The 12,498-nt window shown below is 63.3% G+C and carries 16 protein-coding genes, 1 tRNA gene and 1 pseudogene; 4 read left to right on the top strand and 14 right to left on the bottom strand.

Translation table 11 applies throughout. The features are described 5' to 3' along the window. Window positions 1-107: 107 nt before the first annotated feature. Complete coding sequence (locus NMD1_RS08405) at window positions 108-446, top strand: hypothetical protein (protein WP_125954398.1); 339 nt, start codon at window positions 108-110, stop codon at window positions 444-446. Here NMD1_RS08405 and istB read toward each other — a convergent pair. From istB to NMD1_RS21760, 14 genes and pseudogenes are all read right to left on the bottom strand, one after another. Next, window positions 430-1,158, bottom strand: coding sequence for an IS21-like element helper ATPase IstB (istB, locus tag NMD1_RS08400; protein WP_125953069.1), 729 nt, complete (start codon window positions 1,156-1,158; stop codon window positions 430-432). The genes NMD1_RS08405 and istB overlap by 17 nt on opposite strands. Continuing rightward, window positions 1,145-2,659 carry an IS21 family transposase gene (gene istA / locus NMD1_RS08395; protein ID WP_125953070.1) on the bottom strand — a complete coding sequence of 505 codons (1,515 nt, stop codon included), beginning with the start codon at window positions 2,657-2,659 and terminating at the stop codon, window positions 1,145-1,147. Before istA ends, istB begins: the two co-directional genes overlap by 14 nt. Before the next feature lie 270 nt (window positions 2,660-2,929). Then, window positions 2,930-3,418, bottom strand: coding sequence for a hypothetical protein (locus NMD1_RS08390; protein WP_125954397.1), 489 nt, complete (start codon window positions 3,416-3,418; stop codon window positions 2,930-2,932). 12 nt (window positions 3,419-3,430) lie between these two features. Beyond that, a complete protein-coding gene (locus NMD1_RS08385) occupies window positions 3,431-4,393 on the bottom strand; it encodes a toll/interleukin-1 receptor domain-containing protein (RefSeq protein ID WP_125954396.1) in 963 nt (320 codons plus the stop codon). A 282-nt stretch (window positions 4,394-4,675) separates the two neighbouring features. Continuing rightward, the gene (locus tag NMD1_RS08380) at window positions 4,676-5,392 is read right to left on the bottom strand and encodes a hypothetical protein (RefSeq protein ID WP_125954395.1); all 717 of its coding nucleotides are present in this window, start codon (window positions 5,390-5,392) and stop codon (window positions 4,676-4,678) included. Continuing rightward, window positions 5,392-5,565 (bottom strand): hypothetical protein, encoded by a 174-nt coding sequence (locus NMD1_RS21230; RefSeq protein ID WP_158453927.1) that lies wholly within the window; start codon window positions 5,563-5,565, stop codon window positions 5,392-5,394. Before NMD1_RS21230 ends, NMD1_RS08380 begins: the two co-directional genes overlap by 1 nt. A 312-nt stretch (window positions 5,566-5,877) precedes the next feature. Then, window positions 5,878-6,375, bottom strand: a complete 498-nt coding sequence (locus tag NMD1_RS08375; RefSeq protein WP_125954394.1) for a hypothetical protein — start codon at window positions 6,373-6,375, stop codon at window positions 5,878-5,880. Between the two features lie 369 nt (window positions 6,376-6,744). After that, window positions 6,745-7,149, bottom strand: coding sequence for an arsenate reductase (glutaredoxin) (gene arsC / locus NMD1_RS08370; protein ID WP_125954393.1), 405 nt, complete (start codon window positions 7,147-7,149; stop codon window positions 6,745-6,747). Then, on the bottom strand, window positions 7,146-7,763 hold the full coding sequence (locus NMD1_RS08365; protein ID WP_233497447.1) for an MIP/aquaporin family protein: 618 nt from the start codon (window positions 7,761-7,763) through the stop codon (window positions 7,146-7,148). Before NMD1_RS08365 ends, arsC begins: the two co-directional genes overlap by 4 nt. Before the next feature lie 44 nt (window positions 7,764-7,807). Beyond that, window positions 7,808-8,146: a helix-turn-helix transcriptional regulator gene (locus tag NMD1_RS08360; RefSeq protein WP_125954409.1), complete on the bottom strand. Its 339-nt coding sequence runs from the start codon at window positions 8,144-8,146 to the stop codon at window positions 7,808-7,810. Then, window positions 8,146-8,583 (bottom strand): ArsI/CadI family heavy metal resistance metalloenzyme, encoded by a 438-nt coding sequence (locus tag NMD1_RS08355; RefSeq protein WP_125954391.1) that lies wholly within the window; start codon window positions 8,581-8,583, stop codon window positions 8,146-8,148. The genes NMD1_RS08360 and NMD1_RS08355 overlap by 1 nt, the downstream gene beginning before the upstream one ends. A gap of 334 nt (window positions 8,584-8,917) precedes the next feature. Continuing rightward, window positions 8,918-9,004 (bottom strand) — tRNA-Leu (locus NMD1_RS08350). Between the two features lie 163 nt (window positions 9,005-9,167). Further along, entirely contained in the window at window positions 9,168-9,815 is a 648-nt protein-coding gene (locus NMD1_RS08345) for a thioredoxin (RefSeq protein ID WP_375600794.1), read from the bottom strand. Between the two features lie 159 nt (window positions 9,816-9,974). Next, window positions 9,975-10,070 (bottom strand): annotated as a pseudogene (locus tag NMD1_RS21760) (MJ0042-type zinc finger domain-containing protein); the annotation flags it as partial. A gap of 153 nt (window positions 10,071-10,223) precedes the next feature. Between NMD1_RS21760 and ftsE the strand changes: the two are divergent. From ftsE to NMD1_RS08330, 3 genes are read left to right on the top strand one after another with little or no spacing between them, the layout of a single operon-like run. Further along, window positions 10,224-11,003: a cell division ATP-binding protein FtsE gene (ftsE, locus tag NMD1_RS08340; protein WP_125954389.1), complete on the top strand. Its 780-nt coding sequence runs from the start codon at window positions 10,224-10,226 to the stop codon at window positions 11,001-11,003. Beyond that, complete coding sequence (locus tag NMD1_RS08335) at window positions 11,000-11,938, top strand: ABC transporter permease (RefSeq protein WP_233497445.1); 939 nt, start codon at window positions 11,000-11,002, stop codon at window positions 11,936-11,938. The genes ftsE and NMD1_RS08335 overlap by 4 nt, the downstream gene beginning before the upstream one ends. 50 nt (window positions 11,939-11,988) lie before the next feature. Beyond that, entirely contained in the window at window positions 11,989-12,492 is a 504-nt protein-coding gene (locus NMD1_RS08330) for a YdcF family protein (protein WP_124810529.1), read from the top strand. The last annotated feature ends 6 nt before the right edge of the window (window positions 12,493-12,498 follow it).

The raw sequence follows: 12,498 nt of genomic DNA, 5'->3' as shown, positions 1-12,498 counted from the left end.
GCGCAAGTGGGGGCTGATGACGTCTTTCTGTCGTAGGTCGAGATAGCCCGTGGACCTTCAGTCCGGCTGACGGGAGCCGGGGCATATCAACAATGGAGATATGCCCCATGGAACTCAAGTTCGTCGCTACCACTCGACCGGAAAAGCTCAGCCCGACCGTCCAGCGTCGGCAGAAGCTGGTTCGCCGGATCGACCAGCAAATTGGCTACGTCCGGCAGATGATCGAAGGCCAGCAGCCCCGCGCGGCGTGGGTCTGGATGTCAATCGGCGTCCAAAAGGGACCCCCGATCGGCGCGCAAAAGGGACCCCCTCTCAACGATGGCAGGACGGTCGAGGAACGCGCCTTGCGCTGCGCGCGGCGTAGGGAGGGCGGAGCCCGACCGGAGGCGCGCGCAGCGCAAGGCACCTTAATCCTGCGTGCGGCAGGGATCAGTTTCGGTTCTTGAAGCGCCAGCTGTCATTGCCGGTCTCGATGATGTCGCAATGATGGGTGACGCGATCGAGGAGAGCGGTGGTCATCTTGGGGTCGCCGAACACCGTCGGCCATTCTCCGAACGCCAGGTTGGTCGTGATGATGACGCTGGTTTGCTCGTAAAGTTTGCTGACCAGATGGAACAGCAACTGCCCGCCTGAACGGGCGAAGGGAAGATAGCCAAGCTCATCGAGCACGACGAGGTCGAGGCGAGAGAGCTGGGCGGCAAGCGCGCCGCTTTTGCCGATCCGGGCTTCCTCTTCGAGGCGGGTCACCAGATCAACGGTGTTGAAGTAACGCCCCCGCGCTCCAGCGCGGACGACATTGGCGGTGATGGCGATGGCCAGATGGGTCTTGCCGGTGCCGGTGCCACCGACCAGGACGACATTGCGCCGTGCGGGGAGGAACGCCCCGCCGTGCAGCGAACGGACCAGCCCCTCGTTGATCGGCGTCCCCTCGAAGTGGAAAGCATCAATGTCCTTCACCACCGGCAGCTTGGCGGCCGCCATCCGGTATCGGATCGAGGCGGCGTGGCGGTGCGTTGCCTCCGCACGCAGCAGATCGGTCAGTATCTCCATCGTCGTGCGCTGGCGCTGAAGCCCTGTGGTGACGGTCTCATCGAACGCGCCGGCCATCCCTTTGAGTCCGAGCCCGCGCATCGCGTCGATCATGTCATGCCGCTGCATGAAAGTTCCTCAGTTGGTCGTAACGGGCACAGTCGGCGATCGGCGGATGCCGCAGGGCATTGTCCTCCGACGTGACGATCGTCAGCGGTCGCGGCGGTTCGCGGCGCCGTGCCAGGATATTGAGGATCAAGTCGTCGCTCGCCGTGCCGGTTGCCAGTGCCTCCCGCACGGCGGCTTCGACGAGTTCCAGGCCATCGGTCAGCACGGCCGCCAGCACGCGCACGAACCGCCGATCGGCATCATCGCCGTTACCCAGCTTGCGTCGCAATCGGGCGAGCGCCGGCGGCAGTTCCCAGTCCTGGAAGGGTGCTCCGTTGCGTAAAGCGCCGGGCTTGCGGGCCAGCACCGGCAGATAGTGCCAGGGATCATAGATGGTGCGGTTCCGCCCGAAGAAGCGGGGATGCTCAGCGACGACCTCATCGCCGCATCGCACGACAATACGGTCGGCATAGGCCCGAACCTGCACAGTGCGCCGCGCCACTGTCGAGAGGACCGAGTAACGGTTGCGATCGTAGCTGATCAGGCAGGTGCCCGACACGCCGTGCTCGCTCTCGTTGAAGCCGTCGAACGGCCCCAGCATCGACTGTAATGCAGGACGTTCGATCTCCAGCATCTGCGCCACGGTCTGGTCGCCCTGCTCAGGATGGGCCTGCCGTTCGGCCCAGCGTCGGCACTCAGCTTCCAGCCAGCCATTGAGCTCCTCGAGGCTGGCGAACCGCAGACGGGGCTGGAAGAAGCGCCCTCGGATCGTCTGCACCTGGTTCTCGACCTGACCCTTCTCCCATCCCGCCGCCGGCGAGCAGGCCGTGGGCTCGACCATATAATGGTTGGCCATGATCAGGAACCGCCGGTTGAACACCCGGTCCTTGCCGGTGAACACGCTCGTCACCGCCGTCTTCATATTATCGTAGATGCCGCGCCGGGGCACGCCGCCGAAGAAGGCAAAGCCGCGCGCATGCGCGTCGAACAGCATCTCCTGGGTCTCGCGTGGATAGGCCCGGACATACACAGCCCGCGATGCGCACAGCCGCATGTGCGCGACCTTTACCCGCATCGGCTTGCCGGCGATCTCGACATCCTCGTGGCTCCAGTCGAACTGGTAGGCCTCGCCGGGCTGGAACAGCATCGGAATAAAGGCAGTCGTCCCGTCTCCGACATCCCTGCGCCGCTCGATCTTCCACCGTGCCGCATAGCGGCGCACGGCATCGTAAGAGCCCTCGAAACCCTCACGCACCAGAAGGTCGTGGATACGGGTCATCCGAAGCCGGTCACGTCGGCCCCGTAACTCGTTCTCTTCCAGCAGCACATCCAGCCGATCCTGAAACGGACCGATCCGCGGCAGCGGCTGAACCTTGCGCCGATAATCAAATGCGCCTTCCGGCGCCCGGATCGCCTTGCGGATTACCTTCCGCGACACATGCAGATCACGCGCGATCGCCTTGATCGCCTTCCCGCCGGCATACTCACGCCGGATACGAACCACTGTCTCCAAAACCAACATCCCGATCTCGCCGCATGAACTTCCACGCGGCTGTGTAAGCTATCGAAATGAGGGGTCCCTTTTAGACGCCGATCACCCCGCTAACGGGGTCCTTTTTGCACGCCGATCCACACCTGCATCCTGCAATCGCAGCCAAGCTTGGGATTCCGGCCTACGCGGCGAGGTAATCGTTCACCGCACTGTCGATGGCCGTCACCTTTCCGGCCCTCGATGGGGGATGAGGCTGCGCCTTCCGGCGCAGCCTTTATCTTGTGCGCGCCTAAGAATGTCTCAGGACTCGGCTGGGGTGACGTCCACCTTCCAGAGTACCCGCTTGCCATCGCCGTTCCCGAGCACCACCTGCCATTTCAGAAAGCATGCAGTCTGATGGGGTGAGCACAGGGGCAAGCCGTCGAGTATGGTAACGCCAGCATTTCTGGTATGAAATTGACCTTTGAATTCAACGGCAAGGGTCAATTCGCCCTGCGTTCGCGCCATTGAGCCCCTAGGCGCACGCCAGCCATCTGAGGAATGCAGACTAGTCTCATCCAGTTCAATGCGGACGGCTGGAATGAGGAGGCCTTGCCAATTGTCATTATCATCGCACTCGAACGCAAAAAAGCGCCCGACACTGTTAAATTCCTCCAGACAGACGCAGACCAGCTTTTCCTCTTTCGGCACGATCAGGCACGCGCGCTCATATTGGCTGCGCGGCAGAACCAGCGTCAGCCCATGTGCGGCTAAAATAGGGCCAGCAAAGCATTCGGAGGGATCAATCATCGCCCGGGATTCCTAGCGTTGCTGGAGGGGGGCTATGAGCATGGCCCAGTAGTGCTCGGCTGCCCCTTCCTGAGATAGCTTGTCGTCGGCGTTGCCATGGAAGCTCATTCCCATCGCCTTCAGGTAGAGCATTTGATCGTCTGCCCCAACGCTCAGGCTTTCGTTCCATGAATTGCTCGCGTCGGTGTCGGTAGCTGAATACGCAATTCCCCCGCCGAAATGCCCGCCACCCATGAATACCGTACAGCGGGCGACTGATTTTCCATTTCGGTAGATCACTGCGCTGAAGCGATTGGCGTCAATGCGTCGGAATGTGCCCTCAATGCCGGGATTGCGGGCCTGAAGTTCCTGCAATGACCCCTCGAAGAAACGTGCGATGAAATCGAACGTCTCAACCTTGAACCTATCTTTGTCGCTCTCGGTGAAAGCTTGCGCGAGGCGGAGGTTGCTGGAGCGCGGGGCGGTGATGGAAACCTGTCGAGACATCGACTTCACCTCAAACGCCGGAGCAACGTCCGGCCGGGCACCGTCGTCAGAGCGCAGCTTCTTGGCGGCTGCGCGAATCGCCTGCGCCACGTCCAGAAAGGCCTGATCCCGATCCGCCCACTGCGTAACAGGCTTACCGTCCGTTGGAGTGGCAAGGAGCTTACCAAATGGCGATCCGTGCCAGTCGCATGGGCGAAGGATGACGGGTATGACAACAGCATCGCGGGCGGCGTGGCGCGCCATGGCACGTTGCATCTCAATGTCGTAGCAGTAGTCTGATGCGATGAAAGCCGGACTGACGAGGAGCAGGATGATGTCAGCCGACTCCAGCTCGTTGGAGATCGCGTGATCAATGTCCTCGCCTACAGTGATGCGCCGATCATGCCATGTCGATATGACGTTTTGGCGCTTGAGCATGGCGAGTTGCTGCTCCAGCTGGTTGCGAAGCTGCTCATCCTCGTGGGAGTAAGAAAAGAAAACCGTTAGCATCGGGACCCCGTGGCGTGTCTCCCATGGTGTAGAACAAAAGCAGACTTTGCAAGGGTGGCCCCGCTGGGACATCGCTTGAATACGCCGCCATCGCCCGATGTGGTCATCGCCGACGTATGGTCGGCGGAGATCGCAATGCACATACTGAACGTGCTGGTTCAGCGCGCTGCTGGGCCGCTTGCAGCATCCGAAGGTCAGGAGGAAAGTGCGGCGGGATATCGCCGTTCTGAGTTCGGCGGGCAGGGTCCCTTAAGCAGGCGCGCGGAATTCGCTGGGTCGAACTTAGGTGAGGTCGAAAGCTTCAATGCCAGCGCGACCGGTTGTGCCCGCATGGCGGTAGCTATCGAGGTGGGCTAGACGATAGCGGTTGAACGTCGCCATAGAACCCGCAGCGACAATGGCGCTGGACGGCGTGTTTTCAACGTGCACCAGACCCAAGGCCGCCAAGATGGAGAGCCCGGGGCGGATGGTCTCCCGGCTTATGCCAGTGCGTTGGGTGATCTTGTCATAGCTGATCTGGGCATAGTTGCTGTCGTTGTCGCGGAATGCAGCAAAGAGCAGGTACATTTTGAGCGCCGCTAGCTCATTCTTGTTACGTAGCGTGAGGTGCTGGAACGCTGCTACCACGTTGCCGGTATAGAGGCCTTTGGCAGGCAGCTTTGCCCACCCCGCCGCAGGGTTGAAGTTCGCGAGGCCATACGTCCCGCGCCCTGCCACGGTGCGATCAATCAGATTGCGGTCATCGAGGATATCCAGCGCAGCTGAAACCATTGCGCGACTGATACCCGCCTTGCTGCTCAGCTCGTCATAGGTAAGCTTCGCTACCCCGGTCGAACCGTCGCTGTGGTGAGCTATGACCGTCAGCACCAGCAGTGCGGCGGTCTCTTGGCCCCCACACTCCGCCTTCCACCTGAACGCACGTAGTTCGCCAGCCTCAATCCAGGCTGTCGGCAGCCGGACCCACTGCTGCAGCTTCGCGCTGGACCAAGCGCCAGCCATTACTTGTCGCGCCGCTTGGCGAGGTTGACGACTTCATGCACCGTGAAGCCGGCCAGTCCCACGACAGAAAGAGCCAGAACGACAAGGAGGTGAGGGAGGGGGATGCTGGGGATCAGCGAGAGGACTTGAGACAGGGCGGGCACGATCAAACTCCAAAAATCGACGATCGGCAAAAAATGAACCCTATCACAATTCTAATCTAGAATCAGTTTCCGGGAGTTTTGGGTTGATGAGCGCCAAAAGTATCGCAAAACCGATGAAAAATCGCCTCGAAAAGAGGCTTTGGCAAGGACGGAAACAGTTCATGAATCTTGCGCCGTGAACTGAACGGCGTGCTTTGGCGTCCGCCACCTTTAGCATGCGCGCTGAGACGGTTGCGTTCGCCGTAGTCCAGATGCAGCGGCCTCCGACCCTCACTGCATCACGGACTCCGAGAGTGACAGAGCGGGCATCAAAGTCTGATGGGGACGGACAATCTCGGGCGGTCACCTCGTCCATTTGACCTTAGGGTCCTTGTGCAGGTGACCCACCCGGCGGACCTTGAGGCGATCCCAGCCGCTGTAACCGTATTCCGCATCAAACGCTGCCTTGAGCCTGTTCAGTGCGGCGAGTGTGTCGGTCGCTTGCGCCTGGCACTCTGCGAGCTTGTAAACACGCTCACCGTGGACCAGCTTGTTGCGCATCTTGGCGGTTGCATCGAATGTTGCCCAATCGGCACCGATCAGGGACGGCAGCTTGCGGTGTTTGGGGTCATATATCTCCCAAGTATCCTTGAGCCTTTCGAGCCCGCCCAGACCTTTGACGATCTTCTCCGCGTCAGTGGACCTGAACCCGGCCGAGACCACTAGCTGCCGCAGCGTCCGCCGAAGCGTCTTCTCGACCGTGAAGGCGGTCGTAACGAGCGCCTCCGCGTGATGGCCGTTGCTCATCAGGTCGTTGATCCGCTGGACTGCTCCTGCGTAGCCAATGCTGACTGGATACATATTTCCCCCTCACCTAGTCCTTAAGGGCATAGTGGCCCAGTGGCAAAGGTGACAGGGGCGGTCGCACTGCATAGGCAGGCATTCCGCCAAACCCGACTGGGAAGGACAAGAGTCGCCTACGAAAATGTTTTGAAAACAAATTGATAGGCGTGCGATGATATTCGGATCATGCTCGGATTTCTGATAAACTTTATAAACATCTGAAATTATATTCGAATTTCATCGGGTCGAATCTTGCCAAGGTTGGGGTCGAGGGTTCGAATCCCTTCGCCCGCTCCAGTTTTCCGACACAAAATCGATATCTTAACCGCATTATGCGGCATCGTTGTCGTGCGACCCGGTTCCAAAGCAAGGACCGGCAAAGGACGTTCAGCGGACGACTTCCCCGTCTTCCTTGGTGAAGCTGGCGGGTCTGCTTTCCAGCAATTCCAACACGACTTCGGACGGGCGGCATAACTTCGTGCCTTTCGGCGTGACGACAATTGGCCGGTTCACAAGGATGGGATGCGCGACCATCGCTTCGATGATTGATTCGTCGGATGCGCCGTCCAGCAAGCCCAGTTCGGCGGCTGGCGTTCCCTTCTCGCGCATGACGTCGCGGGGCGTTGCGTCCATCGCTGCGAACAGCCCTTGAAGCTGCGAATGAGTCCAGCCGACGACGCGATATTCGACGACCGTCGGGGCGTATCCGGCGGCTTCGATCATCGCCAGCGCATTACGCGACGTGCCGCAATCGGGGTTGTGGTAGATCGTGACGGGGAAAGCGTCGGTCATCTCGATGTTTCCTCTTTGAACAGCCAGCCGAAGAACGCGACCGCTGCGACCGTGCCCACAAGCTGCGATACGATGAACAGCGGGGCCGATGCGGGCGCGATCCCGGCGAAGGTGTTGGATAGGGCGCGCGCGACCGTGACCGCCGGGTTGGCGAACGCCGTGGACGCGGTGAACCAATAGGCGGCGGTGATGTAGAGGCCGACCGCAACCGGCGTGAAGGCAGGCCGCGAACGTTCGATGCCAAGTATGGTCCCGATCAGGCCGAAGGTCGCGATGAACTCTGAAAAGCCCTGCGAAGGTCCGTCGCGAAGCTTGGTCGAAATCTGCAAGAGCGGTTCGGCAAACATCATGTGGGCAACCCAAACGCCGATGATCGCGCCGACGAATTGCGCCGCAATGTGGACCGCCGCCGTTGGCAAAGGCAGTTCGCGGCGAAGAACGGCCATCATCGTGACGGCGGGGTTGAAGTGCGCGCCGGACACTTGGCTGAATATGTGGATCAACACGACCAAGGCCGCGCCGGTCGCAATGGTGTTGCCTAGCAGCGCAATGGCGACATTTCCGCCAGCGAGGCTTTCGCCCATGATGCCGGACCCGACGACGACGGACAGCAACAGGGCCGTGCCGACGCATTCAGCGGCGAAGCGTCGAGCGTGGTTCACTTGTCGCAGCAGCTTTGCGCCACTTCAGCGAGGGGCGCGCATATCTCCGGTCGCCCGGCGCAGCAGTCGGACACAAGGAAGCCTAGCAGGCCACGCATTCCGTCGTAATCGGCGGAGTAGATGACGGAACGACCTTCGCGGCGCGATTGGATCAATCCGGCGTGACCAAGGATGGTCAAATGCGTGGACAGGGTGTTGGGCAACACGCCAACTTCGCGCGCGATTTCGCCGGCTGGCAGGCCGTCCGCCCCGACCCGCACCAACAGCCGGAAAACGCCCAAGCGGTGCCCGTGGGCGAGCGCGGACAGGGCATCGACGGCTTCGGGCAGCAGCATCAGCAGCAAGCCGCCCTGGGCGCGCAGCAGGCGCTATCCGCCGGATCGGGCAACACTTCGTCTTCGCCGTAGGATGTAGCTTCGCCGTGCGTGAAGAACGTTTCCCAGCGAACGCCCGCCGTATCCGTCACCCAAGACTTATCCGAATTGGCATAGCAACACGTCGTCGCCTCTTGATCGAATGTCGTATTGCCCGCCGCCTTCAAGCGCGTAGCGAGCGCGGCCAATTCGTCGGGGGCGTCAACCTGAATGCCCACATGATCTATGCCGGTTCCACGGGCGCGCGACGATACGGCGAGATTGACGCGCGGGTCGTCTAGCATCCATTTCGCATAGTCGTCCTTCACGACGACCGGCGATGCGTCGAACAGCGTCGTATAGAATGCGACGGCCTGCTCGATGTTGGGCACGCTAACGTGCATGTGCAAACGCTTCATGCCAGCTTCTCCGCTTCGTTCGATATTTCGACTATCGGCGAAATGTCGATTCGACAAGCGGATTTCGCTCCGGTCCTGTGCCGGTCCTTTCCACTATCGCTGCGGTGAACGACGCGATAGAATATCTAATTGAAAATACGTCACTAATTCCGATTCCCTGCGGCTAGGCCGTCACCTTCGACGCGTTGCGGCATGGGCTTTGACAGGGAGCGGCCAGGGTATTTGAGCGCCGACGCCGTAGGCAGGTAACAAGCGGTGCTGCGCAGACCGGCAAGACAGACGCCAACAGCCTCCCCAAAGGGGAACCGCATTCGCTCGCGATTTTCAGGATGATTGGTGCGGTCGAGAAGACTCGAACTTCCACGGGTTTTCACCCACAACGACCTCAACGTTGCGCGTCTACCAATTCCGCCACGACCGCAAAATCAACGGAACCGGTCCTCTGCGAGGGGGGTCCCGTGGGGGGGTAGGAGCGGGCCATTAGCAAAGGGGTTTGCGGGGCGCAACTGCCATGATGCGGTTTTTTCCCGGAGCTTCCGGGCCATCGCCTTCCGATCCACGCCCATCCGCTCCCGGGCGGGGAATCAATCGGGCTTCCAGCCGATTTCCGCGATCTTGGCGTCCCTGGGCACATCCGTCACCGCTTCGTTGATCGTCACGCTCTCCCCGGGCGCGAGCGTTTCCTTGGGCGGGGTGACGTTCCAGGTATAGACGATGCGGTCCTTGCCATCGCGCAGCACGATCAGGATCGGCGGCACCGTGCGCACTTCCTTGCCCACGTTCGTCACCGTTCCGCTCGCGCCGAAATATTCGGTGCCGTTGGGCAGGGTGCGCCGGTCCTGCCGTTCCGGCGGGAACGACAGCGCCAGGTCCGATGGCGCGGCGCCGAAGGTGGGGTGCGCCACGGGCAGCCAGTCCGGCATGCCGAAATAGCTCACCGCCCCGATCAGCGCGGCCACCGCCAGCGCGAACGTGGCCGCAGCGGCCGTCCACAGCCGCGCGGGGTTGCGGCGCGGGCGGAACGGCGGTTCGTGTTCGAAGCTCGAGAGCATCGACACGAATTCCTCGACTTCCGGCTCGGCCCGCAGGGCGGCGAAGGCCGGCGGCGGCGCGGACGCGTCGCTTTCGTCGAGCCCGTCGTCCTCCGCTTTCGCTGCGATGCTTTGGTCGCCCTGCGGATCGCCATCGCTGGCGGGCGATGCCACCGCCGGTTCGGGCCGGGGCTCCTCCACCACGGGCGGCTGGGCAGCGGCTGCCTGAGGGGCGGCTGGCTGAGCGACGGCTGGCTGAGGGGCGGCCGGTTGAGCGTCGGGCGCGACTGGGGCAGCAGGGGGTCGCAGCATTCCATCGCCGCGCGGGGGCAACTCCGGCCCCTCCTGGAACCAGCTATGGCGGCAGCGCGCGCACCGCACGGTGCGACCTTCCGCACCGATCGCGCTGTCGGGAACGACATAGCGCGTCGAACAGGCTGGACAGGCGATGATCATAATTGCGGTTAAGCATGGCGAAGCGGATTGAAACAATAGGCGCGCACCCTAGAGAAGGGCGTCCACAGCCTTTTTTCCACATCGATTGACGCGTATAGCCGCTCAGGCTGCGAAAAGAGCGCATTACAGCAATCCGGGGACGCCTGTTTCATCATGACCCAGCCAGACGCCGAGATCGTTCAGTTCGACAATGTCGGGCTGCGCTACGGCACCGGCAAGGAAGTGCTGACCGATGTCAGCTTCACGCTTTTTTCCGGCAATTTCTATTTCCTCACCGGCGCCAGCGGCGCGGGCAAGACCAGCCTGCTGCGCCTGCTCTATCTGGCCCAGCGCCCCTCGCGCGGGCTGATCCGCATGTTCGGCACCGATGCGATCACCCTGCCGCGTGACCGGCTGCCCGGCTTCCGCCGCCGGCTGGGGGTGGTGTTCCAGGATTTCCGGCTGGTGCCGCACCTTTCCGCCTTCGACAACGTGGCGCTGCCGCTGCGCGTGGCGGGCATGGTGGAGAAGGACATCGTCCGCCCGGTGAACGACATGCTGGACTGGGTGGGCCTGGCCGACCGGCGCCACGCCCAGCCCGCCGCGCTTTCCGGCGGGGAGCAGCAGCGCGTGGCGATTGCCCGCGCGGTGATCGGTCGGCCCGAACTGCTCATCGCCGACGAACCGACCGGCAACGTCGATGCGGACATGGCGTTCAAGCTGATCGGCCTGTTCCAGTCGCTGAACGGGCTGGGAACGACCGTGGTGGTCGCCACCCACGATCCGCAACTGATCCGTCAGGTGCCGGATTCGCTGATCATGCGGCTCGACAAGGGCAAGCTCCTCGATCCGACGGGCGCGCTGCGCTATCCCCCCCGACGGTCCGCGCCGGCGGCTGCAGCGGGGGTGGCGGCGGCGGCGGGCCAGCCCGGGCCTGAAAGCGTCGCACCATGAACGTCTTTTCCTGGCTTGGCGCGGCGATGGCCGATGGCCGGCGCGATCGTGGGGGCAACAACGAGGCGCGCCTGCTGCCCGAAGCACGCCTGTCCGGCCCGATGCCCTGGGTGATCGCCATCATGATCGCGCTGACGGTGGTGGCGGCGGCCAGCGGCCTGGCCCTGCGCAACGCCGCGCAGACCGCGAGCGCGGACGTCGAAGGCGGCGTCACGGTCCAGGTCGTGTCCGCCGCGCCGGCCGAGCGCAACCGGCAGGCGCTGGCCGCGCTGGCCACGCTGCGCGGCGCGCCGGGCGTGGTATCGGCGCGGGTCGTGCCGCAGGAGGAACTGAACGCGCTGGTCGAACCGTGGCTGGGCACCCGCCCCGGCGACGATGTGGAAGCCCTGCCCATCCCCGCGCTGCTCGACGTGCGCCTTTCCGGCCATGCCACGCCGGACCGGATCGCCGCGCTGCGCGCGCGGGTGGCGCGCAACGCCCCGGCCGCGCGCGTCGATGCGCAGGCGGGCTGGCTGACCCCGGTCTTTTCCGCGATCCACGCGCTGCAATGGCTGGCGGGCGGCTTGATCGCGCTGCTGGCGCTGGCCACCGTGGCCGCCGTTCTGCTGGCCTCGCGCAATGCGCTTGGCAATCATCGCGATACGATAGAGATCGTGCACATGCTGGGCGGCACCGACAACCAGATCGCGCGGATCTTCCAGCGCAGCATGGCGATGGACGCGGCGGCGGGCGGCATTGTCGGCCTGCTGGTGGGCCTGATCGTGGTGGTGCTGCTGGGCCGCCAGTTCGCGGCGCTCGGCTCGGGCATGACGACGTCCGCCGGGCTGCTGTGGAGCGACTGGATCGTGATCGCCGCGATCCCGCTGGCGGGCGTGGCGCTGGCGGTGGTGACGGCGCGTGTTTCGGTGCTGCGCAACCTGAGGCGCATGCTGTGAGGCGGCTGCGCAAGCCTCCCGGCCTGTTCCGGCGCATCGCGTCGCTGACGATGCTCGCCTGGGTGCTGGGCTTCCTGTGGTTCGCGCTGCTGCTGCCCCAGCCGGCCGACGACCGCACCACCGACGGCATCGTCGTGGTGACCGGCGGCGGCGGTCGCATCCCGCGCGCGCTGACGGAACTGCGCGCCGGCCACGCGCGCAAACTGCTGATCGCCGGGGTGGACCGCGAAGTGAAGCCGGGCGAATTCGCGGCCGAATACGGGGTGGAACCGCGCCTGCTGCAATGCTGCATCACGCTGGGCTACGATTCGGTCGACACCCGCTCCAACGGGCTGGAAGCGGCGCGCTGGGTGGCGGCGCAGCGCCTGCATTCGATCCGCCTCATCACCACCGACTGGCACATGCGCCGCGCCGCGTTCGACCTCGCCGCCGCATTGCCCGACGATATCGTGATCGTGCGCGATGCCGTGCCGTCGCGCCCTTCGCTGCGCATCCTGTTCCTAGAATACAACAAGCTGCTTGCCCGCATCGGCGCATGGGCCGCCGGCTGGTAACAAGGA

Origin of the sequence: Novosphingobium sp. MD-1, assembly GCF_001014975.1 — a bacterium.
In the GTDB taxonomy this organism is placed as follows: Bacteria; Pseudomonadota; Alphaproteobacteria; order Sphingomonadales; family Sphingomonadaceae; genus Novosphingobium.
The sequence above is the reverse complement of the archived record's forward strand: the minus strand, read 5'-3'. Positions and strand labels throughout refer to the sequence as shown.